Below are 25,879 nucleotides of genomic sequence, written 5' to 3' on the forward strand. Positions count from 1 at the left end.
AATGATTGAAAATAAACATTATGATCATTTAAAATGATGATAAGTGACAAGGCGCGTCAATTTTGGTGGCCCTTGCCCTTCACAATAAGGGGGAACAGTAGTGGATCTGAACGATTTAAACATTTTCCAGACGGTGGCTGCACATGGCAGTGTCAGCAAGGCTGCAGCCGAGCTTAGCTACGTCCAGTCCAATGTAACGGCCAGAATCAAGCTACTGGAAAAGGAACTGCAGACACCTTTATTTTATAGACATAAGCGGGGGATGATCCTCAATGCTGAAGGCAAGCGTCTGCTGCAATATACGAAAAGCATTTTATCGCAATTTGAGGAAATGAAGCATGCGTTTCAGAACACCTCCACACCTTCAGGGGTACTGGAGATTGGTATCGTGGAGACTGTCATTGCCCTTCCGGCCATTTTGCATGCTTACTACAGTAAGTACCCGGATGTCGAATTGTCCCTTAAGGCAGGGGTTACGGAATCACTGGTGCAGGAGGTTGCAGAAATGCGACTGGATGGAGCCTTTGTAACCGGACCGGTCAAGCATCCGCTCATTGAACAGTTTGATGTATTTCAGGAAAAGCTGGTCCTCGTATCTCAAGGAAGTGACTTTTCGGTTGACGATTTTGCAACTCGTCCGCTCCTGGTATATAAAAAAGGCTGCGGATATCGGGGAAGACTGGAAACCTGGCTCAAAATGGAGGGGATTATCCCCAAGCGGATCATGGAGTTTGGGACATTTGAGACGATTATCGGCAGTGTAGCAGCAGGCATTGGAATGACCGTTTTTCCCGAATCCTCGATCAGCGGGCTGGTGGCTCAAGGTCTTGTGTGCGGTCATGCCATCCCAGAGCCTTACAATGAAGTGACAACGGTGTTTATCCGCCGTAAGGAGGCCTTCGTTACCAGTACCTTGCAGTCTTTTATAGATGAAATTACTACTCAGACAGAAGCGTAGCTTTATCGCTTGGGCTCGGGTACAATGAGAGGGATTTGATCTCATTGTTCATCCTGAAGGAGGGCTATTATGTTTACAATATATCCGGCTGCTTCCCGATTCAGCTTCGATAAGGGATGGCTGCGGGGGAGCCACAGCTTTTCATTCGCGGAGTATCAGGATGAGAACAATACAGCGTTTGGTCCTATGCGTGTCTGTAATGACGATGTCATCACACCGGGCCGGGGCTTTGGGGCGCATCCGCACAGCGATATGGAGATTGTCTCCATTGTACTGTATGGGGAACTGCGTCATGAAGACAACCGTGGACATGTGGCGGTGACCCGTTTTGGAGGCATTCAGCGAATGTCAGCGGGCCATGGCATCATTCATACGGAGCACAACGCTTCGCAAACCGAGGATGTCAGTCTGCTGCAATTGTGGTTTAGTCCGCACACGAGAGGATTGCAACCTTCCTATGAGACTACAGCGTTCAATACGGAGCGTCTGCACGGTCAGCTTCTGCCTGTTGTTGCTGGAAAGCGTGTACCAGGCACGGAGGGTGAAATAGCTTCAATCAATCAGGATTTAACGATTTATTTAAGCAAGCTTCAGCCCGGGGAACAAGTCGAATTCACACAGGCCGAGGGTCGGCGCGTGTTCTTGTTCGTCATCGAGGGCTCACTGCGTGTGAACGGTGAATATCTTCTGCAAGGGCGCGATTCTGCTCGTATAGAGGAGGAGCCGAAGTTATCACTGAAGGCAGAAGATTATGTTTTTTATATGCTGATTGATTTGCCCTAAAAGGAGGTGCGCACAATGGCGCAGCAGGAAACATGGCTGATCAAGCATGCTGTCACGGGGCGAAGCTTTGCTGACAGCCGCAAGCAGCGTTTTGATTGTCGTTTGGAATTGGCGGACGGCGTGTTTCGCTTCACACTTCAAGAGTTGCCGCGTGAGGCAGCGGAGGCGATTGTGCGTTTCAGCGAGGAGCTGAACGTATTTCGCTTTGTAACGCCCGCAGACGGTGGACCCGTGGTAAAGCATTGGTATTACGTCACCCCGGAAAGTGTGCAATATCATGCTCAGATCGGTGAGCTTACGTTTGAAGCTGGTTCTGAGATTGAATACCATCCCGAGGAGTATTGGGGAGACTAAATCTTCTTAATCATAAATGTTCGAATGTATAATCGATTTTCGAAGGCTCTGCATCATTGCAGGGTCTTTTTGCTATGTGTTCAAGATGGTGAGTTCATTGGATACATAATCCTTTGCAGGCTGGTACATCCTATATGTCATATTACCTGATCGGCTTATTCGTAAAGGGGGGATTAACGATGAAGAAAGGGCGCTTTCCCAAGTTGCCAAAGCTGCCGTGGAGCCGGAGAGCGATTCCAGCCGGTGAACGCAAAACACGAAATTCTGGTGTGCCTAAAGGGCTGCCGGAGTCTTCATGGCTAGAAGAGTCACTGCGCAGCAGTCTGGAAGACAATAGGGTCGCATTGCGTGATATTTTCAAGGAATGCTCCGATATCGTCTACCGAGAGCTCATGATTTCCCCTGAACGAAAAGGGTTGCTGGCATATTTCGAAGGTACGGTAAAATCAGAAGATTTGCAGGATCATATCCTGCGGCCTGTCATCTTGGGCATGATGCTCAAGGACCCTGAAGTGAACGGCAAATTGGAGCCGCTGGATGAGACTCGTATTTCCATGTCCCAGACCAAAACGATGGATGAATGGAAGCAGGTATCGGCAGCGATACTGGACGGCAATGCCGCTCTGTTCGTAGATGGAACGGCTCGTGCTTATATTTTCAGCGCCAAGGGAGGCGTCCGCCGTGGTGTGGAGGAACCGCAGACCGAGGCTGTTATTCGCGGGCCGCGTGAGGGCTTCACTGAAACACTTCGCGTGAATACGGCACTGCTACGATTCAAGCTGAAAACCTCCAAGCTCAAGATGCACAGCATGACCCTCGGAACAGAAACTCAAACGAGCGTCGTCCTTACCTATGTTGAAGGGATCATAGATCCGAAGCTGGTGGAGGATGTTAAAAAGCGCCTCAGCGATATTGAAATTGATGGTGTTCTGGAGACTGGATATATTGAGGAACTGATCGAGGATCACCCATATTCGCCGTTTCCGCAAATGGAATACACCGAACGTCCGGATACCGTCACCGCACAATTGCTGGAAGGGCGTTTTGCCATTTTTGTGGACGGAACGCCTTTTGCCCTGATTGGACCAGTCACGATGTGGCAAATGATGCAAGCGAGCGAAGATTATTACGAGCGCTTCTTCATCAGTAATATGGTGCGCTGGATTCGGTTTCTTTTTCTAATCATGGCTCTCTTTCTGCCAGCATTATATGTAGCGGTGACAACCTATCATCATGACATGCTGCCGACGACGCTCATCTTGAGTATTGCGGCGGCTCGGGAATCCATCCCTTTTCCAGCACTGGTGGAAGCGTTGATGATGGAGATTTCCTTTGAGGCGTTGCGAGAAGCTGGGATTCGTCTCCCCAAAACGGTCGGTCAGGCCGTCAGTATCCTGGGCGCGCTCGTTATTGGGCAGGCCGCAGTACAGGCAGGGATCGTATCGGCGCCAATAGTCATTGTTGTGTCGCTCACAGGTATTGCCTCGTTTACCATACCGCGTTTTAATTTTGCCATTACGGTTCGTCTACTGCGATTTCCAATCATGCTGATGGCTGGTTTATTTGGATTGTTTGGCATCATTATTGCGACAACGCTGATTGCTACGCATCTAACCAAGCTAACATCGTTTGGTGTCCCTTATATGAGTGGATATAGCCCGTACAACCATATGGATCAAAAGGATATTATCGTCCGTGCACCTTGGTGGAAAATGACCAAACGTCCTTCATGGATTGGTAAAGACAACAACAAACGAGCGAAGAAAGAGATGAATGGATCGCCTAAAACCGAGGAGGGATGGTGATGAAGCCCACATCGAATACACAGCAAATGCGTAAAGCAGCTGTACTCTGTTGTCTACTGCTTTGTTCTGTTCTTTTGGGAGGATGTTGGGATCGCCGTGAAGTGAACGATGTGGCCTTTGTGATGGGGACCGGTCTTGATAAGGAAGGCGATCAATACCGGGTAACGATGCAAATTGCTCTGCCCGGACAACTCGGATCTTCGGGCAGCACAGGAGGAGGGGGAGGTACAAGTGGGACGAAGTCCTACTACCTGGAGTCCAAAACAGGTCCAAGCTTCCGAGGAGCAAGTACTGAGGAACAGCGAGAGGTTTCGCGAACACTGAATTATTCTCATCGACGGGTGCTGCTGCTCGGGGAGACGCTAGCCCGAGAAGGAATTAGCAAAATGATGGATGTCATTGCACGTATTCCGCAGAACCGCCTGTCTTCCCTTGTTGTTATTACAAAGGGGTCAGCGATGGAAATGCTTCAGGCAGATGCTCCGATTGAGCAATATCCAGCGGAAATGGTGCGTGAGCTCAACTTTTCCTATATGAAGAACCCTCGTTCCGTTAAATTGCTGATGAATTCCGTCCTGCTGGAAGGCATTGATCCGGTAGTGCCGGTAATGTCTCTGGTGAAGAATGGGCCTGATAGTCTTAAAGACAAGAAGACAAATATTCAGGTCGATGGACTGGCTGTCTTTCGACAAGACAGGTTAACAGGGGTTATTGATAATCACCTCAGCCGGTTTCTACTGTTGGGTATGGAGCAAGCCAAGGAAACAGAAATTTTTATCCCCCCTCCCAAAGGTAGAGGTTACATATCTGTGCATCTCATCGAAAATAAAGTCCATATCAAGCCCTTTATTCGGGGGAACGAAATTCGAATGACTATTCATATGAACTGCAATGGGAATGTGAAGGAAAATGAGACGAGCTTCGATATTTCCAGAGAGGAAAATTTGAAGTGGCTGGAGCAGCAGACGGTCGAGGAAATCAAGAGGGAGCTGGGAGAGGCCGTCAAGGAAATCCAGCAAAAGTATCATTCAGACGTGCTTGGCTTGGGCCGGGCTATAATTACGAATCACCCGGATGAGTGGAAACGGATTAAACCTCAGTGGGAGCAATTGTATCCCAAGGTGGAGGTCACCATAGATCCGGTCGTCCATATTGAGAATATCGGTGCGGTCACCAAACCATTCGGGGTCAAAAAGGAGCAAATCCAGAATGAATAAAGTATTTCTATTACCTTTATTGCTGGCTATGCTCTTCATGTATCTGATTGACCGTAAACGTATTAGCAATGCACCTGCCGTCAATCGCTGGGTCTCCCGCGTACTGTATGTCATTAGCATTGGTATCTGGATTTACGGCACATCGACGAAGAGCACTGTTTATGTGGCTACTTGGCTGACCCGATTTATTGACATGTGTCTCCCCACCGCGTTGTAAATCGTGTAATGGATGCCTGCGGGAAAAAGGAGGATGTACCTGCATGAAACAGTTCACAACCAGACAAATTGTGCTGCTTGGTATATTAATGGAGGTCGGTATTACTCTTATACATGCTCCAGCGCAGGCAGCAGATCACGCGAATCAGCATGCCTACTGGACCTGTGTAATTGCGGCTATTGTGCTATGCTTGCCGATTTGGGCGATGTTGAGACTCAAGCGGCGCTTTCCTGATCAGGATCTGATGCAGGCGATGGTAAGCTCTCACCCTGTGCTGGGGCGTTTACTGCTTGCAATTTACCTTATTTTATTCCTGATCATTTTTGCGCGGGATTTGAGGATTATTACCGATCTGGTGGAGGTGGTGCTTTTGCCGCTGACTCCGATTGTGGTCGTATCTCTTATTGTGCTATTGACTATGGTATTTATGGTTAAAGGTGGAATGAGTACACTCATCAATATGACCGAGATTTTTGTCCCGTTGTTGATTGTGACGCTGTTGACTATGCCGCTTTTTTTTGGAGGTAATATGGATTTTTCAATGCTGAGACCCTATTTACATCCGGAGGTAGATGGAGTGATCAAGGGTAGCTGGCGCATGCTCGGATATATGGCCGATATCATGATCGTTCCCTTTGTGATTTCTGGGAAGAGCTATAATGGACGTAGTGCATGGTTTGGGCATTTACTCGGAACCGCTATTCTGATCATGCTGGTGTTGCTGTCGGAGTTAGTGATTGGAGTTCCTATCTTGTCACGACTGTTTTATCCATCGTATGAACTGGTGCGTCAGTTGCAGCTAACGGACTTCCTGGATCGGTTCGACTTGTTCGTGGCAGCACTGACCGTACCCACCTTTCTTACGAAGATTGGAGTTGATCTGTACGTTACCAGTTTGGCGGTAAAGCGTATGTTTGCCCATGTCTGGGGGAGTCTGATGGTTTGGCCCGTAGGTTTGTTAGGTTATGTCTGTTCGTTTATGCTGTTCTCCAATATCGTACAAATTTATGATTTTAGCCGGGAATGGACTGCGGTGATGGTCATTTTTTTTGTATTCATGCCCTTCTTGCTGTGGATGTTGCTACGGCCCAAATTTAAAGGGAGTGGCAACGATGATAAGTCCTCATCTGGCAGGGAGAGGGATAGAAGTGATCAGAAAGAAGGCCAGCAGGAAAGCGAAACAGGACACACCCACTTATAAGATTACTATATTTATCGAAAAAGTAATTCTTATTTGTCTTTTGCCTCTCTGATTGTATACTTGGTAGAAAGAAATACGACTTCTACAAGGGAGGCAACAGCATGGCACAACGTATGGCAGGTAAGAGAGTCGCTCTTGCCGGTCCCCGTAAAGCAGAAGAAATGGCGCTGCTAGTTATGAAGATGGGGGGCGAGCCAATAGAGCGTCCGGCCCAGGGGACTGTTTTTCTAGATGATATCGAGCTGCGCAACGCCGTTGTATCATGGGTGAAGAACCCTCCGGACTGGTACATCTTCACGACCGGTATGGGACTGGATGCTCTGTTCGATATGGCGGAGGATATGGGTGTGGCCGAGCAGATTATAGAGCTGCTGCAATCCTCCAACATTGCAGCACGGGGCTACAAGACGGTCAATGGACTCAAAAAGCGTGGCTTTACGCCAGCAGTACGGGACGAGGACGGAAGTTTGATCGGATTGACACGGGCCTTTGCCCCATATGATCTGAAGGGGAAGGAAGTGCTGTTGCAACTGCATGGAGACCCGGCCCCCCGGTTGGTAGAGTGGCTGGATGAGCAGGGCGCAGTGACCCGCCAAGTACTTCCTTATAAGCATATCCCACCTGAAGAAGCAAAATTGCAGGCGTTACTAGATGATGTTATAAACCGTACGATTGATGCCGTTACGTTCACGAGTGGCCCGCAAATCCGATTTTTGGCCCAATATGCCAGAGAGCAAAATCGATTTGAGGATTTACTGGAAGCTTTTCGTGAAGATGTAATTGCTGTTTCGGTAGGCAAGGTGACCGCACAATCCATTTTGGAAGAAGGGATTGAACGAGTCGTGTTTCCAACTGAAGAGCGCATGGGTGCGATGATGGTGGAGCTGGGCAAATATTTTGAACATAGTGATTCGGTGCATGGCTGTGGTCTGAAGAGCGTGAACGGTCATTTGAAATGAGCTAGAAATGATAATGCAGTAAGCTAAAATGAACTTATATTTACGAATACAGAGTAAAATAGAGATAAGGGCCTACAAGGTCTTTATCTTTTTTTGTTGGACATGCATCGACAAAGTTTTTTGTTATAGCGAAAATATTTATCTAATATAATGAATAAGTTTCGATGCATGATATTGAGGACAGGAGCTGAGACGTTTATGAATTCTATTTGTGTATTTGCAGGGTCCAGACCTGGACATTCATCGGTATATGTTGAGGCGGCAGGCAAGCTGGGTGAAGCTATGGCTCGCCAGCATATCCGTCTAATTTATGGTGGCTCCAGCAGGGGGCTGATGGGTAAAGTAGCGGATGAACTGCTGGCGGGTGACGGTCAGGTCACCGGCATTATGCCCACCCTGTTATTCGATGCAGAGATCATTCATCAGGGAGTTACCGAGTTTATTGAGGTAGCAAGCATGCATGAACGTAAAGCGGCGATGAGTGAGATGGCTGATGCGTTTATAGCCCTTCCGGGTGGGTTGGGAACCTTTGAGGAGCTGTTCGAGGTATTGTGCTGGGCGCAAATTGGCATACATCGCAAGCCCATTGGGCTGCTGAATGTGAATGGATATTTTGACCCGTTGATAGAAATGGTACGTCATAGCGTGCAGGAAGGGTTTACCGGAGCTGATCATCCAGCACTACTGAGTATCTCTGCGGACCCGGATGAATTGCTGCATATGCTGAAAAATAAGGCAGAGAACTTGAAATAAAGCTTTTTTCGTGCTTGCACAACTGATTGAGGCAAGGTTATGATAAGACCCATAATCAAATAGCGGACAGACAAGGTGCCTTTGCGGTTGAGCAAAGGGTAACAGGGAATCGGGTGCAAGTCCCGAGCGGTCCCGCCACTGTAAGGAAGAGGATTCTTTTAAATGGTCACTCGTACAAAACGGGGAAGACGAAAGAATCCGTTGATGCCAAGCCAGGAGACCTACCTTGATCTGTATGCACCGTTAACCTTCGCGGAGAGGATGGGTGTACGAAATCAGGAAATCAGGCACACGTTGCTTTTTCCATGTTGGTACAGGTTTGCGTGGATATGAACGTGCAGCAGCGTTTGAAGCGCAAACAAAACAGATGGAAAACAACGGCAGGCTGGAGGAAGACAAGACTGTCCTCTTACGCTGTTTCGTCTGATGAGAGAGATACGTACATAGGAACCCCATCCGGGCAGGATGGGGTTTTTTCGAGTTACAGGATACCACAAATTATTGAAATAGATAGTATAGCTGCCCTGAAAAGGATGATAGGAGGAGCACGATGAGCCCATTAGGAAAATTGCTGGTGATTGGATTTGGACCAGGAGATATGGAACATATCACAAAACGTGCGTTGGATGCGCTGGCCGAAAGTGAGGTCATTATCGGCTACAATACCTACGTTGATTTGATCCGTCCCTTGTTGAATGGACAGGAGATTGTACGCACAGGAATGACAGAGGAAGTGAGCCGTGCACAGGAGGCGGTTCGCCAAGCAGAGATGGGCAAGAAGGTAGCCGTCATTTCCAGTGGAGATGCTGGGGTCTATGGCATGGCAGGGCTAGTGTACGAAGTGCTGATGCAAAAAGGCTGGCGTCGCGAGGACGGGGTTGAGGTGGAGGTTGTGCCGGGGATCTCGGCTATTCAATCCTGTGCTTCGTTGTTGGGAGCGCCAGTTATGCATGATGCTTGCACGATCAGTCTGAGTGATCATCTGACCCCATGGGAAACAATCGTGAAGCGTGTAGAAGCTGCGGCTTCGGCTGATTTTGTGATTGCATTATACAACCCGCGTAGTGGTCGGCGTACCCGACAGATTGTGGAGACGCAGTCCATTTTGCTTCGTTACCGTGATCCGCAGACTCCGGTTGGGCTGGTGAAGAGTGCTTATCGTGAACGTCAGCAGGTTATTGTGACGACGCTGGAAGATATGCTGAACCATGATATCGGGATGCTGACGACCGTAATCATCGGCAATTCCTCGACGACAGTGTATGACGGCTTAATCGTGACTCCGCGCGGCTATCAGCGTAAATACACGCTGGACGCGACCGAACAGGTGCTTAAACCGCATCAGCGGCTTCGCACGGAAGCGGAGCCGTGGTCGCTGGGCGCGCAAGAGGATCGCGCGCTAGATGCACCGCAGGGAGGCGGAGCTCTGACTGCGCCTACCGGGCCTTCCGCGAGCGGTGCTGCGGTTGCCACGCAGGCACGCCCGCAAGCGATGGCTGCTGTACAGGTGCCGCCTGCGAAGCAAACCGGGGCGACCCCAGCATCGCTGGCAGCAGAGGCGCTCGGTCGTCTTGCTGTTGGCGGCAAGCTGCCAGGCGAAGCCAACGCTCGCTGGAGCGGGCAAGCGCCTACCGCCCAGAGCGCCGTTGGAACGGCAACGACGGCTGCGGCTGGGAAGGCACCAGGCGGCTTTGGCAAGCCTGCGCTGTTTGAGGTGGGGGTTTCCCCGGGCGTGGGAAACAAGAAGTTCACTGCTCGGCAGATGGCACTGCTCGCCGAGGTAGCAGGTGATGATGGCGAGCTGGAATACACGCCAGATCATCAGATCGTGCTGCGCGTGCCGTGCGCAGACCCCGAGGAACTAGTCGGACAGTTGCGGGATGAACGATTCATTGTCATGCCAATCGGCGATGTGTTTAAGGTCAAGGCATGCGACTTCTGCAATATGGAGAAAGATGACGCAGTGCCTGTGGCTGAGCACCTACAGGTTGTACTTGGCGGATTACAGGCACCCAAGGAAACGAGCATTGCTTTGAACGGATGCGGCATGGCCTGCTATGGAGCGGTACTGGAGGATATCGGAATTGTCTACCGCAAGGGAGGATATGATCTTTTCCTCGGCGGCAAAAAATTTGGCCGTAATGCTCATGCCGCTCAGCCCGTAGCGGAAGGAATTCCGGGTGATCAGATTACGGACATCGTGGAGAATATTATCGCTGAATACAAGGAAAAAGGGCATCCGAACGAGCGTTTTCATAAGTTTTTCAAACGTGTAGGCATCGTTGCGGGTTTCCGGCATGAAGATGCACCGGCAACAGTAGAAGTGAACGCGGTTTGTGGTGATTAGTCGGTTGGTAGGCTTGATGAACCGGATACAAGCATATATATAAAATAGGGCGTATGTAGACTATCCCTATAAATGAGGAGGAACAAACAGCAGTGGATGCAATATTGTTGGTTGGACATGGAAGTCGGGACCCAGAGGGTAATCAGGAACTACTGGAATTTGCACAGGCGGTGGCAGATCGGGCGCCAGGTACGTGTGTAGAAACCTGTTTCCTAGAGTTGGCACGCCCTAGTATTGCCGAAGGAGTACAGGCATGTGTGGAGAAAGGGGCGACACGTGTTGTTCTTATTCCAATTATTTTATTCGCAGCAGTGCACGCCAAAATTGATATCCCGATGGCTATTGATCGGGCAAAGACAAAATATCCGCAGGTGGAATTTGTATACGGACGCCCGATTGGCGTTCACGAGAAAATCGTTAGCATACTGCTGGACCGCTTGAAAGAGACCCGTCCGGTTGCCGTTCCAGCGGGGATGCATAGCACGGTGGAGGCATCTGCCGAGGTATCCAACGAAGAGGCAGCGGTACTTGTATTAGGACGCGGAAGTAGCGATCCAGATGCGAACAGTGACTTTTTCAAAATCACCCGTATGCTGTGGGAGAAGCTTTCTTATACATGGATAGAAAGCAGCTTTATCGGTGTGACGCAGCCTTCTTTTCCCGATGGCTTGGAGCGTTGCGTACGACTGGGTGCCAAAAAGATTATCGTGCTTCCGTATTTTCTGTTCACGGGGGTGCTGATTAAGCGCATCGAAGAAATGACCCAGGAATTTGCTGAGGCTCACCCTGCATTACAAGTGGAAATGGGCGGATATTTTGGCTTCCATCCTCAATTGGTTGAGCTGGTGCTGGAGCGAGCTAATGAAGGCTTGTTCGGTAAGGTTACGGCTAATTGTGATAACTGCCAGTTCCGTCTGGAAGCTCAGGAGCATCACCATCATCACCACGACCATGACCACGACCACCATCACCACCATGATCACGATCATGTCCATGCTCACAGCCATAATGACCATGATCACGATCATTCACATACGCCGTCTGTAGTGAACGTAACCGGGCAGGTGAATGGCTCATGATTTTCATGCTGTGTGGAACGAGCGATGCACGGGAATTGGCGCTGCAAATTCGTGACATTGGCTTTAATGTATTGACTTCGGTCGTAACCGAAAGCGCGGCGGCCAGCTTGTCCGAAGCAGGACTGGACGTGCGTACAGGCCGAATGACAGCCGACGAAATGGGTGCAATGATTCGGGAGAAGGGGATAAAGGCTGTTGTTGATGCCAGTCATCCTTTTGCAGAGGAAGCACATGCGAATGCGATGGCAGCCGCTCGCGAGTCGGGGGTTCCTTATATCCGCTACGAGCGGACGGGACTAGTGTATGACAATCATCCGTTGCTCCATATCGTTCCTTCCTATGGAGAAGCGGCATTAGAAGCGAAGCAACTCAAAGGCTCTGTCATGCTTACGACGGGCAGTAAGACGCTTGGCACGTTCACCAAGCATTTACTCGGAGATCCGGGGATTCGTCTGGTTGCACGTATGCTGCCGCGTCTGGACAATATGGAGAAATGTGGCGAACTGGGGATGGAGCAAAAAAATATTATTGCTATGCAGGGACCCTTTTCCCGTGAGCTGAACGAAGCATTGTACAAGCACTTTGGTACGACCGTGATGGTCACCAAGGAAAGCGGACGCACAGGAGCAGTGGATGAGAAGGTTCAATCTGCTCTGGACCTGGGTATCCACGTCATTTTAATTTCCAGACCGGAAGTGGAATTTGGAACGGTATTTGATCATTTCGACGGAGTAATTGATGCACTGCGCACAGCAACCGGGAAGATTTCAATTTGAGTTGAGTCAAGTTCCTACAGGTTCAGTTAATCCAGAACGACGGCTGGCATGTATCTAAAATATAGTCATCTTAAAATACGTGTTTTAATAGAAATATCTGTTATTTCAATACACGAGCAGTTATTTTTCCTAAACTAATTTTCCATAAGGGAGTGGTCGATACCATGGACTTTAAAACAGATTTTAAACCGCTAACGGTACAGCCGCAGGAGATTGAGGGTAAAAGCTTCGCGATGATCACAGAGGAATTGGGAGAGCATCCATTTACAGCAGAGCAATATCCTGTTGTACAGCGTGTCATTCATGCATCTGCTGATTTTGAGTTGGGCCGCAGCATGGTATTTCATCCGAAAGCCATTGAAGCCGGAATTGCAGCTATTCGCGCAGGGCAGCCGGTGGTGGCAGATGTGCAGATGATTCAGGCGGGGCTGAGCAAGGATCGCATCCGTCAATTTGGCGGGGATGTTCATGTGTACATATCTGACCCGGACGTGATGGAAGAAGCCAAAAGGCTGAACACGACGCGCGCCATTATTTCCATGCGCAAAGCGATTCAGGCGGGCGAAGGTGGAATCTATGCGATTGGCAATGCGCCTACAGCGTTGCTGGAGCTGATTCGTTTGGTGAAAGAAGGAGCGGCTAAGCCCGGACTGGTAATTGGTATGCCCGTAGGTTTTGTATCGGCGGCAGAATCCAAGGATGAGCTGCGCAAGCTGGATATTCCGTTCATTACGAATATTGGACGCAAGGGCGGAAGTACGATTGTCGTAGCGGCATTGAATGCGATCTCCTTAATGGCTGTCCGCTAGATGCGGTTGTCCGTTTGCTGTATCATGAAATGAATTAGAGCATGATTAGCAGAAGAGGTTAAGGAGGAATTGGCATGGAAAAGGAAGCGGCGTCCGCCGACAGGCCCAAACGGATGAAAAGTGGTGAAGCTCCCACGCCGGACAAGCCGATGCGGTCAGGCTTTACGACGGGGGCTTGTGCGGCTGCAGTAGCCAAAGGAGCGGTACAACTGCTCATTACGGGCATTCCGCCGAAGGAAGCGGTGATATCGCTGCCCGCGGGCTTCGATCATGCGTTTGAGCTGATCGAGCCTGTGTTGGATGCGGACGAAGCTTCCTGCACGACGATCAAGGACGGTGGCGATGACCCGGATGCCACGCATCAGGCGAGAATTAGCGCCTCTGTTAGCTGGCGGGAGGAGCCGGGTATTGAGCTGGACGGCGGCGTCGGAGTAGGGCGGGTAACGAAGCCAGGTCTGCCTGTGCCTGTCGGGGAAGCAGCGATCAATCCAGTGCCGCGCCGGATGATTACGGAAGCCGTATCTGGCGTGCTTGAGGAGCACGGATCGGCCAAAGGTGTCCGTGTCGTTATCAGTGTGCCGGACGGTGAAGAAATCGCCAAGAAAACGCTGAACGGACGGCTTGGCATTCTTGGCGGTATTTCCATACTAGGTACACGCGGTGTGGTTGTTCCGTTTTCCACGTCTGCTTATAAAGCCAGCGTGGTGCAGGCTATATCGGTTGCACAAGCGATGAACTGCGGGGAAATTGTCCTGACCACAGGCGGCAGCAGTGAAAAATATGCAATGCAAATGTATGATCAGCTGACGGAAGAAGCCTTTATTCAGATGGGTGACTTTGTCGGCTTTGCAGTCAAGCATGGTAAACGATTAGGAATGAAAAAAATTATTCTCGTCGGTATGCCTGGCAAGCTGTCGAAGATTGCTCAGGGCGTCATGATGGTTCACTCCAAGAGCGCTCCGGTGGATTTTGGATTTTTAGCCGAGGTTGCGCGTGAGGCAGGTGTGGACGAGTCGCTTGCAACGGCAGTAGCTGAGGCGAATACAGCTACGCAGGTAGCGGATATGATGACCGAAGCGAATGCGCTGAGCTTTTTTGAAAAGTTATGTACCTATGGGTGTCAGCATTGCCTGGAGCATGCAGGTGGTGGAATCACCGTAGAAATGGTACTGGTAACGATGAAAGGGAACGTGCTGGGGAGGGCGAGAGTCGGTGAGTAGAGTGATTCGTGTCATTGGTATCGGTGAAAATGGAACGGCAGGTCTGTCGCAGGAGACGCTGGAACAAATTGAGCGTGCCGACCTGCTGGTTGGTGGTGAGCGCCAGCTAGCCTTTTTTGAGGCAGCCGCAGGAGAAAAACGAACATTAAAGAGCGGCTTATCCACCGTGGTGGAAGAATTGGGACGGTTGCGTGAGCACAAGGATATTGTCGTGCTTGCGTCAGGAGATCCGCTTTTTTTTGGCATTGCAGGCTATTTGTCTGCCAAGCTGGGGGCTGAGCACCTGGATATTTTACCTCATCTCAGCTCGGTTCAACTGGCGTTTGCGCGTCTTGGTGAAAGCTGGCAGGATGCGGTGTTGGAAAGTGTACACGGCCGTCCGATGACCGGATTAGCGCAGCGGATCGACGGACAGAACAAGATCGCGCTGCTGACGGACGACCGCAATCATCCCGCCGCGGTTGCCGCTTATCTGCTGCATTTTGGCATGACGGAATATGATGCCTTTGTCGGCGAGCATTTGGGAGGACCGGATGAGGTATATCGTCATTATACGCTGAAGGAGATGTCGCAGGGAACCTTCCAACCCCTGAACGTGGTTGTTTTGCGCCGCCGTAAGGGGGAAGACGTACCAGCGATTCGCCGGGGATTTGGCTTCGAGGATGCGGAATTTCACCAGCGCAAGCCGGAAAAAGGATTGATCACGAAGCGTGAAGTGCGCGTATTCAGCTTGTCCGAGCTGCGACTGACCGAGCGAAGCATCGTATGGGACATCGGCGCAGGCTCAGGTTCTGTAGCTGTGGAATGTGCCCGGCTGGCCAAGTACGGGCAGGTATTCGCCATTGAGAAGAATGAAGGCGATTTGGCCAATGTGGAAGCGAACAAGATCAAGTTCCGTACTGATTTTCCAGTGATCCATGCCAAAGCGCCAGCCGGGTTGGACGAGCTGCCAGACCCGGATGCCGTGTTTATTGGCGGGAGCGGAGGAGAACTGGCAGAACTGATTCGTCTGTGTGCTTCGCGTCTGCGTAAGGATGGACGAATTGTAGTGAATGCTGCAACCATTGAGACGCTGCATGACGGTATGAAGGCGATGCAATCAGCAGGACTCGAAACCTCGGTGACGTTGCTGCAAACAGCGCGTAGCAAGCCGATTTTAAATATGACTCGTTTTGACGGACTCAATCCAATATATGTCATTACAGGGCAGCCGTCGGTGGACGTGGCTGACGGAGCAACAGGGGAGTAAGCTGGTAAATCAAGAGGGGGAGAGACAGCATGAATACGGCGGCAACAGGAACACTTTACGGCGTAGGTGTGGGGCCGGGTGATCCCGAGCTGATTACGGTCAAGGCGTACCGCATGATTCAGGAATGTGCAGTTGTGGCTTATCCGAAGAAGCGCCGGGGAGGCAAATCGTATGCTCACGAGATTGTGGAATTATACGTTAACCCGGAGGAAAAGGAGATGTTGGGACTCATTTTTCCAATGACCAAGGACCCGGTTGTACTGGAGCGGGAGTGGAACAAAACGGTGGTTGCTTGCTGGGAGGCTCTGAGTCAAGGAAAGGATGTAGCCTTTGTCACAGAAGGAGACCCTAATCTGTACAGCACCTTTATTCACTTGGCGCGTCTGATGAAGGATCTTCATCCCGAGGTGCCGATTGTATCTATTCCGGGCATCTCTTCTGTATTGGGAGCAGCGGCAGCCCTGGAATTGCCTTTGGCAGACGGAGATCAGCAGGTCGGTATTATTCCGGCTACGGATGATCGGGAAGCGATGAAGCGGGCCATTGAGAATCACGATACGGTTGTATTTATCAAGGTTGCCAAGGTACTGGATTTGATTTTGGATGTACTGGACGGGCTCAACCTCGGGGATCGTGCATCTGTCATTACCAAAGTCACTTCACCTTATGAAATGGTATGGCGTAACGCCCGTGAGCTGCGGGGACAGGAGCTTGAATATTTGAGTTTAATGGTGGTGAGCAAATGACGTTGGAGCCAAAAGTATATATCGTAGGAGCAGGTCCTGGCGACCCGGAGTTGATTACGGTCAAAGGCTCACGGATTCTGCGCACGGCAGATGTGGTGTTATACACGGATTCACTTGTGAACGATGAGCTGATTGCTACGGCCAAGCCGGAGGCGCAGGTACTGCAGAGTTCAGGCATGGATCTGGAACGGCAGATTGAGATTATGAGCGAGGCTGTGCAGGCGGGGCGCAGTGTAGCCCGCGTACATACAGGTGATCCAGCAGTATACGGTGCGATTTTGGAGCAAATGGTGCTGCTGAAGCAGCGCGGCGTAGCCTATGAAATCGTACCCGGCGTCAGCTCGGTCTTTGCTTCTGCGGCTGTGCTGGGTGCAGAGCTAACTGTGCCTGATCTGACGCAGACGGTTATTCTGACGCGTGCCGAAGGCCGTACACCTGTACCGGATCGAGAAAAGCTGCGTGATCTGGCATCTCATCACTGTACAGTGGCGCTATTCCTGAGTGCAACGCTGGCGAAGAAGGTAGTCGTTGAGTTTCTGGCGGCTGGCTGGAGCGAGGACACGCCTGTAGCAGTTGTGCAGCGTGCAACCTGGCCGGACCAAAAGATCGTGCGCACGACGCTTGCCCAATTGCCAGCCGATCTGCGCGCAGCGGGCATTACGATGCATGCCATGATTTTGGCAGGTTGGGCGCTCGACCCGGGGCTAGTGGACAAGGACGCACATCGTTCCAAGCTGTATGATAAGTCATTCACCCACGGCTACCGGAAGGGAGTGAAGCCTGGTGAGTAATCCATTTGCCGCTGTGGCGATCACGAAGCATGGAGTCGAGATGGCCCGCAATTTGGGAGCCAGCTTTCCGGGTACGGATGTGTATTACATGTCCAAGTTTGAACGTGGTGACGAGCAGGAGCGTGGTATTCAATTGTTCGAGGGTTCGGTCAAGCTGATCTTGCCGGATTTATTCAAACAATATAACGGTATCATTTTATTTATTTCCCTCGGTGCGGTGGTTCGTATGATTGCACCGATTTTGGTGGATAAAAAGGTAGACCCCGCCGTGGTCGTCATTGATGATCGCGGAGAACATGTTATTAGCGTACTGTCTGGGCATTTGGGTGGTGCGAATGAATTGACCCGTCATATAGCTGCTGTACTGGGCGCACGTGCGGTAATCACGACTGCATCGGATGTGCAGGGGACGATTCCGGTGGACATGTTGGGTCGGGAATTGGGCTGGGTAGTCGATAGCTTCGATAAGGCTACTCCTGTAAGCGCCGCTGTTGTGAACGAAGAGCCTGTTGCCTTCATACAAGAGACAGGCGAACGGAACTGGTGGCGTTATGACAAGCCTGTACCTGCGCATATCAAGGTATATGCCTCGATGGCAGAAGCGTTACAAGAACCGTTCAACGCCGTGTTGGTCGTGAGTGACCGCTTGTTGGAGCCTGAGGAAGAGGAGAGGTTTCTTTCTAATGGCGTGCTGTACCGCCCAAAAAGCTTGGTGATTGGCATTGGCTGCAACCGGGGAACTGCTTTGGAGGAGCTGGAGGCTGGTGTGCTGGACACCTTGCAAGAGCTGCGTTTGTCTGTAAAAAGCGTACGGAATATGGCTACGATTGATCTGAAAAAGGATGAAGGAGGTTTGCTTGCCCTCTGCGCCAAATACGGCTGGGAGCTGGTGACTTACACCCCGTCAGAGCTGAACACGGTGCAGCTTCCCAATCCATCGGATACCGTTTTTAAATACACCGGCGCATATGGAGTCAGCGAACCAGCGGCCCTGTTGTCCTCCGGTGCAGACCATTGGCTGCTGGAGAAGAAAAAAAGCGGCAATATGACGTTGTCTGTAGCACGGGTTTCCTATGACTGACGGTATGAAGCAGGCTGTTCAGCCTGATCTGTCTGCCGTTGCGCGCAGAAGTCGTATCGTTGTTGCTGGTACGGGCAGTGGTGCGGGCAAAACCACGGTGACCCTCGGGCTGATGAAGGCGTTCGCCGATAGCGGCTTGCGAGTGCAGGGATTTAAGTGTGGTCCGGATTATATTGATCCGACCTATCATACGGCCGCGACCGGAACGCCTTCCCGTAATCTCGACTCCTGGATGACCTCACCGGATACGGTGCGTGAAACCTTTATCCGCGCATCCGAAGGTGCAGATCTCTGCGTGATTGAAGGCGTCATGGGGCTATATGACGGCAAGGACCCGCTCAGCAATATCGGGTCCACCGCCGAAATTGCCATACTGACGGATAGCCCGGTATTGCTGGTCGTCGACGTGCGCAGCATGGCCCGCAGCGCGGCCGCTATTGTGCTTGGCTTTCAGCGCTTGGAGCCCAAGCTGCGCATTGTGGGCGTAATTGTGAACCGCTGCGGTAGCCAGGGGCATTACGGCATTGTCAAAAAGGCGATCGAGCAAGAGTGCGGCATTCCTGTGCTCGGCTGGTTAAAGCGCGATGACGGGCTGGATATTCCTGAGCGTCATCTGGGCCTGGTGCCTGCTGTAGAACGCGGCGAGCTGGAGCCGCTTTTCCAACGGGCGGCAGAGCTGATTCGCGCGGGTACGGATCTGGATGCACTGCGGACATTGGCGGATTCGGCTCCGCCGCTCAGGCTGCCCGAGCATCCATTATTTCCTCCGGATCGGCTTCCAACAGCAGGGCATGAAGCCGAGACTGGGGAACGTCCCGTCATTGCTGTCGCCAGAGATGCGGCGTTCAATTTTTACTACCCGGAAAATATGGATTTGCTGCGCTATGCGGGAGCAGAGATCGTCTACTTTAGTCCGCTGGCGGGAGAACGCGTCCCTGAGCACGCCAACGGCCTATATCTGGGTGGCGGCTTTCCTGAGGAGTTTGCGGCAGATATCGCTGCCAATACAGGATTTCTGCAAGATATCCGCAACGCAGTGAGCCAGGATATGCCTGTATTCGCGGAGTGCGGTGGTTATATGGTACTGGCCCGGACGCTTACGGATCGTGCGGGTCACGCCCATCACATGGCCGGGGTTATCCCTTCGGACGTTCGCATGCAGGAGAAGCGGGCTGCATTGGGATACCGGGAAGCAACCGCATTGCAAGATTGCTTGCTGCTGGAGGCTGGAGAGACGATTCGTGGACATGAATTTCATTATTCGGTCATGAGCTATGATGAATCTGCCGCCCCCTATCCCTTTGCCTATCAAACCAAGGGGATGCGCGGACTTCAGAGTGAAGGTTATGCCAAAGGGAACCTTTTGGCAGCCTACACACACATTCATCTCGCTTCTCTACCCAAGGCAGCAGCACGCTGGGTTGAAAAATGTCGGGCTTACCACTAAAACACAAAAAAGCCGGGTCCCTATAAGGGTCCGGCTGTTCTAAATAAAGTGAATTAAATCTTACATAACATGGAAGCGTATACATTGTTTTTTGGACGATTCGCCTACATAAGCTTTTTCAGTTGGGAAATCCTTCCCTGACTCACGCCAAGCATGGAAGCGAGTTGTTTTTGTGAAGATGCCGGATGTTCTTCCATAAGCTCTCTCATTTTCTCCAAAATAACATCCGTGCGCTGATAAATCTTTTTCATATGCATGTTTTGCTTCAGTGGAGGTGACTGGGTTTCAGTCGCTGTGACTGGAAGTAAATCTTCGGTTTTCATCGAGGTGGCACATGCATCGCAGATAAACTGATCTTTAAAATAGGTGTTGGTATCAACCGAACCGCAAAATATACAATTGGTTGATTTGTACTTACGGAGCATGAGTGTTTGGCCTTCAATAAAAAACTCTAATGGATCGCCGATGTCAATCTCCATCGTCATGCGCAACTCTTTAGGAAGCACAATTCGTCCCAAGCTGTCCAAGGGCCGGGTCATTCCAGTCCTTTTCATTCATGCAACCTCCCCAGTGTTTTAAGATTTATAGAATGTATAAGCTTTGAGGCAATTCTTATCAATTCTATAACCGCAAGCATAGATTTCTTACGAAAAGCGGCCCCTCATTGCTAATAAAGCATGGACGCACTTTTTTTCTTACGAGTATACCATAAACGGGCGGAATCGCCAGCGTTCATGTTTATAAATTTATAATTAGTTTATTCCGAGCGAACATATATGCTATAATCTTCTGCTAAAGGATTTAATAGGCCGTCTGTAGAATTATTTATATATGCCGTAGCTTGGACAACGATGGCGGTGTTATGGGAAAAAGATGAGGGCCAAAGGAATTTTTTAGAGCTTTTTGACCCCACAAACAAGAGACCGTTGGCACGGGACCCGCCTTTAAAGTCCTTATATACAAGTCAGGCAAGGAGGATTTATGATGGAAAAAAGAAAAGCATTGCTGCTAGGAGATTATTCATATCCAGAGTTTCATCCGCTACAAGGGGTGGACGAAGAGATTAGCCATATTTTACAAGATTGGATGACGGTACAATGCAGTGAAAATCGTAAAATGCTGCTCAAGGAAAATCTAGCCTCATTCGATCTATGCATCTCGTATTGTGATAGCCGTAAGGAGGTTCTGTCTCCTCAACAAACAGCAGGACTGCTGTCCTACGTCAGCGGCGGAGGTGGACTGCTTGTGCTGCATAACGGAATCACATTGCAAGGACGTTATGAAATAGCACAGCTCATGGGAGCGCGCTTCCTGCGGCATCCGGCAGCGGAGCAGCTTTCCTTCAAGGTAACAGAGCCGGATCATCCAATTATGGAAGGGATCGAGCCGTTCGAGATTCAGGAGGAGCCGTATCGTTTTGATTTTGACCCATTCACCGAAAAAACACTGTTGATGGAATACGAGTATGAAGGTCAGTGGTGGCCGGCTGCATGGTCATTGTCCTATGGCTTGGGCCGGGTCGTCTACCTGATGCCTGGACATAATCAGCCAAGTTTCCAGCACGAGGGATACCGTAAGCTGCTGCTTCAGGCTGCTAAGTGGGCCGGACGCTTTCCGGGTTAAGTATAATCATTCATTCCAACCATTATGGGAGGGGAGCTGCGAGCTTTATGCGGCTCCCCTTTTCAGGTTATACTATAGGTAATCACAGGTAGGGGAGGATATATTATGAGCGATTTGTTCAAAAAAGCCATCTCATTGGGGTGGGGCCTCACCGTTGTCAGCAAAGAAAAGGTGGAGAAAGCCGTCGAGGATCTTGTAAATCGGGGAGAACTTGCGCCCTCGGAATCCAAAGCGCTGGTCGATCGTCTGATCGAACGAGGAGCAGAGGAGCAGGGACAATTCAAAACCATGATCCGCGAGCAGGTTAGCCGCATTTTGCAGGAACTGGAAGTGCCTACCGAAAATGATGTCACAAGTTTGGAGCAGCGTGTGGCATTGTTGGAAAAACAGGTAGCGGAGCTGGAAAAAGAAAAGGCGGCGCTTACGGGTTCGAGTGACGCTGAAGAAGCGAACCGGTTGGATTAAAATGGCCGTTCGCATGAAGCACGCCGGTCGTTACCGGGAAATTGCCATGGCGCTGGCGCGTCATGGCTTTGGTTATATGGTGGAAGAAATGGGACTGTTCCAGCTGCTATCCCTGCCCCGCAAGTGGCTGACGAGAGAAACCCCCGAGTCGAAAACGCTAGGTGAACGGATTCGGCTTGTGCTGGAGGACCTGGGGCCTGCATTCATCAAGCTTGGACAGTTGGCAAGTACACGTGCTGACCTGCTGCCAGAGCCTATTATTCGCGAACTGGTCAAGCTCCAGGATCAGGTACCGCCTTTTTCGCCTGAAACAGCGCGTGGCATTCTGGAACAGGAGCTGGATACGTCATTAGAGAACATACTGGTTCGTTTTGACGATGATCCGCTGGCGGCTGCTTCGATCGGGCAAGTGCACCTGGGCAAGCTGCACAGCGGCGAAATGGTCGCCATTAAAATCCAGCGTCCAGGCGTTAATCGCATCATCCGGCGGGATTTGGACATTTTACGGGAACTGACCGCAATGGCAGCCAAGCGCTGGGAATGGGTGGAGCGTTATCAGCTTCGCCAGATGGTGGAAGAGCTGGGGAGATCGCTCATTCAGGAGCTGGATTACAACCATGAAGCCCGTAACACAGAGAAGATTGCGCTCCAATTTGAGCAGGACCCACATATCTATATTCCGAAAATATACTGGGATCATACCTCCTCACGTATACTGACCATGGAGTTTCTGGACGGGACTCACTTGGGGAGTCGTGAAGAGTTATTACACCGTGGTTACAACTTGAAAGAACTGGCGCAGCGGCTGGTCAACAGCATGCTGCATCAAATTTTTATAGAGGGCTTTTTTCATGCCGATCCCCATCCGGGCAATTTGCTTGTCCTGAGAAATGGAAGTCTCGCCTACTTGGATTTTGGCATGGCGGGTAGGCTGAGCGAAGAGATGAAGAATCATCTCGCTTCCCTCATGATCGCCCTGATGCGCAAAAATACCGATGCTATGGTTCGGGCCATCGAACGACTGGGGCTGGTCGACCCGGATGCTGACCTGAATGCGCTGCGAGCTGATCTGGACAAAATACGCGAAGATTACTCGGACGTTCCTTTCTCACAAGTCAGCATTGGCGATGCCTTGAACGACCTGTTTGGCGCAGCACAGCGCCATCGGATTGGTTTGCCATCGGATGTCCTGCTGCTTGGCAAAGCGCTGCTGACACTGGAAGGGGTCGTAGAGCATTTGGACCCCGATCTCAGTATTATTGCTTTGGCCGAGCCTTTTGGCAACAAGCTGCTGAAGGAACGCTTCAGCGGTCGTCGGATTCGGGGCAAGCTGTTGGGTGGTGCGACCGAGCTGGTGGAGACGCTGATGGAACTGCCGAGACAGACGAGGCATCTGACCTCAATTATCAGCAAGGGTAAGCTTAAACTGGAAGTTACCGTACCAGAGCTGGAACAGCTTTTGCGCAAGCTAGATCAGATCAGCAATCGCTTGTCATTCAGTATTGTGCTGTTAGCGTTCAGCATCATTATGGTCGGACTGATTATCGGTTCATCACTAAATCATCAGGCGACCATGCTGTGGAACGTACCTGCGATTGAAATTGGTTTTGTCGTAGCGCTCTTAATGGTTGCCTTTTTACTATATTCTATTTTTAAATCAGGAAGATTCTAGATACCGACTACAAAGGAGGCGTCATGGATACTCATAAGATGAACACAGCCTTAATGAATACTCTTGAAATTACAGATGTACCGTGGCACCGCCTGACTACTCCTTATGGTAGGGGGACGGACTTGCCTCATTTAATATCCAATGGGGAGTATGCAGCCATCGCTGATCTGATAGAACATCAAGGTACATTGTGGCAGGTTACCCCATGGGCGCTACTATTCTTATTGCGGAATATGCATGCGAGAAGACCGGAGGATATCACGCTGAGTGAGTTGGAGTTGTACCATACGGTTGTTCAAGCATTGGACATAGAAAATCTACAAGCGGACTCACAGGTGTCTGTGGAATCCTTGACCATGCTGCTAGATGAGAAATATTTATGGCCGGCAGACAGTGATCCAGAAGAAGATGAACTGGAGTGGGAAGAGGAAGAAGCACGTGGCTATGATCCGGTAGCTTTTTGGAGCTATTATGACTATAGCTGTCGGTTACTAAAGCAAGCGCTCCCTGATTTTGAGAGCTTGCTCCAGCGCTATGCAGACTCTGAGATTGCTGAATCCCTATCACAGCTTGTGCAGCAATTGCGAAAATTTTAAATATAAGAAAACGAACCAGATAAAGAAAACGGGCGATATTTCAAGTAAAGAGATATTTTCTTTCTGTAAACAGCCTTTTAGCTCATTCGTCTCTACAATTCCCTTGCGTTATAATGATGGACTGGATGTAACGGAACGGGTTCGTTTGAGAGAGACGAGCTGAATGATAGGAGAGCCTTGGCGATTGACCGCTGGACGGATGCCCAAAGCAATATCGGGTTGCAGGTCAAGATGCTGTTCTCTGTGAATATAGGAGGCTGGAACGAAACAGTATGAATCTTAAACAACAATGGTTCGGTAATATCCGGGCTGATATACTTGCGGGCATGACTGTGGCGCTGGCATTGATTCCGGAGGCGATTGCCTTCTCAATCATTGCAGGTGTCAACCCCATGGTCGGACTGTATGCCTCCATCTCGATGGCCATTGTCATTTCTTTTGCAGGCGGACGTCCGGCGATGATCTCGGCAGCAACCGGGGCTGTATCTGTACTGGTTGTGGGTCTGGTCAAGGATTATGGCGTGGAATATTTATTTGCAGCTACTATTTTGGCTGGGATCATTCAGGTGCTGCTGGGTGTTTTGAAAATAGGTCGCTTTATAAGCTTTATTTCGCAGCCGGTCATGACCGGGTTTGTGAATGCGCTGGCGATCCTCGTCTTTATGGCGCAGCTCACCCACTTTCATGGAGCGAATTGGATCATGTACGCGATGGTAGCGGGAACATTGCTCATTGTGTATATTTTACCGAGGTTTGTGAAAAGCGTTCCCGCTCCATTGACAGCAATTATTATCATGACGATCATTACGTATGTATTTGGATTGAATGTCAAAACGGTAGGAGATATCGGTACGCTAACCAGCTCGCTGCCCTCATTCCATTTGCCACAAATTGAGTGGTCGTGGCACACGTTGCGGATTTTGCTGCCGTATTCCTTTACGATGGCGCTAGTTGGACTGCTGGAATCACTGCTGACAGCCAGTATTTTGGATGAAATGACCGAAACGAAAAGCAATAAAAACCGGGAAGCCCGTGGGCAAGGGATTGCCAACTTTGTAAATGGCTTTTTTGGGGGTATGGGTGGCTGTGCTATGATTGGACAATCCGTCATTAATGTCAGCTCAGGCGGAAGAGGACGTCTATCCACTTTCACGGCCGGGGTGTTCTTGGCCTTTCTGCTGCTCGTGCTTGGTGGTGTTGTAAAGGAAGTGCCTATGGGCGCATTGGTGGGAGTCATGTTCATGGTGTGTATCGGAACCGTAGATTGGAAGTCACTTCGAAACATCGCCAAGGTACCCAAAGCAGATACGTTTATTATGGTAATCACGGTCATTATCGTGGTGGCTACGCATGATTTGTCCAAGGGTGTGATCGTAGGTGTACTGTTGAGTGCCCTGCATTTTGGCTGGAAAATGGCTAAAATCCGTATCAGTACGACTGAGGATCATGAAGCAAAGGTGTACCATGTCAGGGGGCCGATGTTTTTCGCCTCAACGACTCATTTTGTTGATCATTTTGAGCCTTCACATGATCCGGAGCGCGTTGTAGTCGACTTTAGCCATTCACATGTGTGGGATCACTCGGCGGTTACTGCCATTGGCAAGGTGCTGCAAAAATACAGAAACTCAGGTAAAACTATTACCCTGCAAGGGTTAAATGAGGAAAGCCGTTTAATTGTGGAGAAGCTCGGTGGTCCTGTAGTTACAGAGCCGATCATGTGATGAATCATAT

General features: G+C 50.4%; 26 protein-coding genes and 1 riboswitch. Of the genes, 25 read left to right on the forward strand and 1 reads right to left on the reverse strand.

Annotated elements, in window-relative coordinates; translation table 11 throughout:
• Positions 1–100: 100 nt before the first annotated feature.
• The 20 genes from KSP24_RS05090 to KSP24_RS05185 all read left to right on the forward strand — a co-directional run bounded on the left by KSP24_RS05090 (position 101) and on the right by KSP24_RS05185 (position 19,792).
• Entirely contained in the window at positions 101–958 is an 858-nt protein-coding gene (locus tag KSP24_RS05090; protein ID WP_064961617.1) for a LysR family transcriptional regulator, read from the forward strand.
• 69 nt (positions 959–1,027) lie between these two features.
• The gene (locus tag KSP24_RS05095) at positions 1,028–1,741 is read left to right on the forward strand and encodes a pirin family protein (RefSeq protein WP_216974616.1); all 714 of its coding nucleotides are present in this window, start codon (positions 1,028–1,030) and stop codon (positions 1,739–1,741) included.
• 15 nt (positions 1,742–1,756) lie between these two features.
• Positions 1,757–2,095 carry a hypothetical protein gene (locus tag KSP24_RS05100; RefSeq protein WP_013373533.1) on the forward strand — a complete coding sequence of 113 codons (339 nt, stop codon included), beginning with the start codon at positions 1,757–1,759 and terminating at the stop codon, positions 2,093–2,095.
• Between the two features lie 179 nt (positions 2,096–2,274).
• A complete protein-coding gene (locus KSP24_RS05105) occupies positions 2,275–3,900 on the forward strand; it encodes a spore germination protein (RefSeq protein WP_216974617.1) in 1,626 nt (541 codons plus the stop codon).
• Positions 3,900–5,117: a Ger(x)C family spore germination protein gene (locus KSP24_RS05110; RefSeq protein WP_137079426.1), complete on the forward strand. Its 1,218-nt coding sequence runs from the start codon at positions 3,900–3,902 to the stop codon at positions 5,115–5,117. Before KSP24_RS05105 ends, KSP24_RS05110 begins: the two co-directional genes overlap by 1 nt.
• Positions 5,110–5,334 carry a hypothetical protein gene (locus tag KSP24_RS05115; RefSeq protein ID WP_216974618.1) on the forward strand — a complete coding sequence of 75 codons (225 nt, stop codon included), beginning with the start codon at positions 5,110–5,112 and terminating at the stop codon, positions 5,332–5,334. Before KSP24_RS05110 ends, KSP24_RS05115 begins: the two co-directional genes overlap by 8 nt.
• A 43-nt stretch (positions 5,335–5,377) precedes the next feature.
• Positions 5,378–6,535, forward strand: coding sequence for a GerAB/ArcD/ProY family transporter (locus KSP24_RS05120; protein WP_016324849.1), 1,158 nt, complete (start codon positions 5,378–5,380; stop codon positions 6,533–6,535).
• A 101-nt stretch (positions 6,536–6,636) separates the two neighbouring features.
• Entirely contained in the window at positions 6,637–7,494 is an 858-nt protein-coding gene (locus tag KSP24_RS05125) for a uroporphyrinogen-III synthase (RefSeq protein WP_216974619.1), read from the forward strand.
• Positions 7,495–7,692: 198 nt separating this feature from the next.
• Positions 7,693–8,247 carry an LOG family protein gene (locus KSP24_RS05130; protein WP_016324847.1) on the forward strand — a complete coding sequence of 185 codons (555 nt, stop codon included), beginning with the start codon at positions 7,693–7,695 and terminating at the stop codon, positions 8,245–8,247.
• A 57-nt stretch (positions 8,248–8,304) separates the two neighbouring features.
• A riboswitch (cobalamin riboswitch) is annotated at positions 8,305–8,490 on the forward strand.
• A gap of 22 nt (positions 8,491–8,512) precedes the next feature.
• The gene (locus KSP24_RS05135) at positions 8,513–8,674 is read left to right on the forward strand and encodes a hypothetical protein (RefSeq protein WP_155252280.1); all 162 of its coding nucleotides are present in this window, start codon (positions 8,513–8,515) and stop codon (positions 8,672–8,674) included.
• Positions 8,675–8,797: 123 nt separating this feature from the next.
• On the forward strand, positions 8,798–10,594 hold the full coding sequence (gene cobJ, locus KSP24_RS05140; protein ID WP_040102665.1) for a precorrin-3B C(17)-methyltransferase: 1,797 nt from the start codon (positions 8,798–8,800) through the stop codon (positions 10,592–10,594).
• Positions 10,595–10,686: 92 nt separating this feature from the next.
• On the forward strand, positions 10,687–11,673 hold the full coding sequence (locus KSP24_RS05145; protein WP_216974620.1) for a sirohydrochlorin chelatase: 987 nt from the start codon (positions 10,687–10,689) through the stop codon (positions 11,671–11,673).
• Complete coding sequence (gene cobK / locus KSP24_RS05150) at positions 11,670–12,449, forward strand: precorrin-6A reductase (protein WP_216974621.1); 780 nt, start codon at positions 11,670–11,672, stop codon at positions 12,447–12,449. The genes KSP24_RS05145 and cobK overlap by 4 nt, the downstream gene beginning before the upstream one ends.
• Before the next feature lie 164 nt (positions 12,450–12,613).
• Entirely contained in the window at positions 12,614–13,258 is a 645-nt protein-coding gene (locus KSP24_RS05155; protein WP_013373522.1) for a precorrin-8X methylmutase, read from the forward strand.
• A 74-nt stretch (positions 13,259–13,332) separates the two neighbouring features.
• Positions 13,333–14,478: a cobalt-precorrin-5B (C(1))-methyltransferase gene (locus KSP24_RS05160; protein ID WP_058711253.1), complete on the forward strand. Its 1,146-nt coding sequence runs from the start codon at positions 13,333–13,335 to the stop codon at positions 14,476–14,478.
• Entirely contained in the window at positions 14,471–15,727 is a 1,257-nt protein-coding gene (gene cbiE, locus KSP24_RS05165; RefSeq protein WP_216974622.1) for a precorrin-6y C5,15-methyltransferase (decarboxylating) subunit CbiE, read from the forward strand. The genes KSP24_RS05160 and cbiE overlap by 8 nt, the downstream gene beginning before the upstream one ends.
• Positions 15,728–15,756: 29 nt before the next feature.
• Positions 15,757–16,473 carry a precorrin-2 C(20)-methyltransferase gene (cobI, locus tag KSP24_RS05170; RefSeq protein WP_058711255.1) on the forward strand — a complete coding sequence of 239 codons (717 nt, stop codon included), beginning with the start codon at positions 15,757–15,759 and terminating at the stop codon, positions 16,471–16,473.
• On the forward strand, positions 16,470–17,264 hold the full coding sequence (cobM, locus tag KSP24_RS05175) for a precorrin-4 C(11)-methyltransferase (RefSeq protein ID WP_216974623.1): 795 nt from the start codon (positions 16,470–16,472) through the stop codon (positions 17,262–17,264). Before cobI ends, cobM begins: the two co-directional genes overlap by 4 nt.
• Complete coding sequence (locus KSP24_RS05180) at positions 17,257–18,345, forward strand: cobalt-precorrin 5A hydrolase (protein ID WP_216974624.1); 1,089 nt, start codon at positions 17,257–17,259, stop codon at positions 18,343–18,345. The genes cobM and KSP24_RS05180 overlap by 8 nt, the downstream gene beginning before the upstream one ends.
• The gene (locus KSP24_RS05185) at positions 18,338–19,792 is read left to right on the forward strand and encodes a cobyrinic acid a,c-diamide synthase CobB (protein WP_216974625.1); all 1,455 of its coding nucleotides are present in this window, start codon (positions 18,338–18,340) and stop codon (positions 19,790–19,792) included. Before KSP24_RS05180 ends, KSP24_RS05185 begins: the two co-directional genes overlap by 8 nt.
• A 104-nt stretch (positions 19,793–19,896) precedes the next feature.
• Here KSP24_RS05185 and KSP24_RS05190 read toward each other — a convergent pair whose 3' ends face one another.
• On the reverse strand, positions 19,897–20,346 hold the full coding sequence (locus tag KSP24_RS05190) for an AbrB/MazE/SpoVT family DNA-binding domain-containing protein (RefSeq protein WP_013373515.1): 450 nt from the start codon (positions 20,344–20,346) through the stop codon (positions 19,897–19,899).
• A gap of 430 nt (positions 20,347–20,776) precedes the next feature.
• On the opposite strand from KSP24_RS05190, the gene KSP24_RS05195 reads away from it, so the two are divergent.
• The 5 genes from KSP24_RS05195 (at position 20,777) to KSP24_RS05215 (ending at position 25,869) form a co-directional block, all read left to right on the forward strand.
• Positions 20,777–21,415, forward strand: coding sequence for a ThuA domain-containing protein (locus tag KSP24_RS05195; protein ID WP_017428602.1), 639 nt, complete (start codon positions 20,777–20,779; stop codon positions 21,413–21,415).
• Positions 21,416–21,520: 105 nt separating this feature from the next.
• Positions 21,521–21,880: a phasin family protein gene (locus KSP24_RS05200; protein ID WP_013373513.1), complete on the forward strand. Its 360-nt coding sequence runs from the start codon at positions 21,521–21,523 to the stop codon at positions 21,878–21,880.
• A gap of 1 nt (position 21,881) precedes the next feature.
• Complete coding sequence (locus KSP24_RS05205; protein ID WP_040102671.1) at positions 21,882–23,552, forward strand: ABC1 kinase family protein; 1,671 nt, start codon at positions 21,882–21,884, stop codon at positions 23,550–23,552.
• A 23-nt stretch (positions 23,553–23,575) separates the two neighbouring features.
• A complete protein-coding gene (locus KSP24_RS05210; RefSeq protein WP_216974626.1) occupies positions 23,576–24,148 on the forward strand; it encodes a hypothetical protein in 573 nt (190 codons plus the stop codon).
• 272 nt (positions 24,149–24,420) lie between these two features.
• Positions 24,421–25,869: a SulP family inorganic anion transporter gene (locus KSP24_RS05215; protein ID WP_216974627.1), complete on the forward strand. Its 1,449-nt coding sequence runs from the start codon at positions 24,421–24,423 to the stop codon at positions 25,867–25,869.
• Positions 25,870–25,879 lie beyond the last annotated feature (10 nt).

It is taken from the genome of Paenibacillus sp. AK121, from assembly GCF_019042715.1.
Lineage (GTDB): Bacteria > Bacillota > Bacilli > Paenibacillales > Paenibacillaceae > Paenibacillus > Paenibacillus polymyxa_C.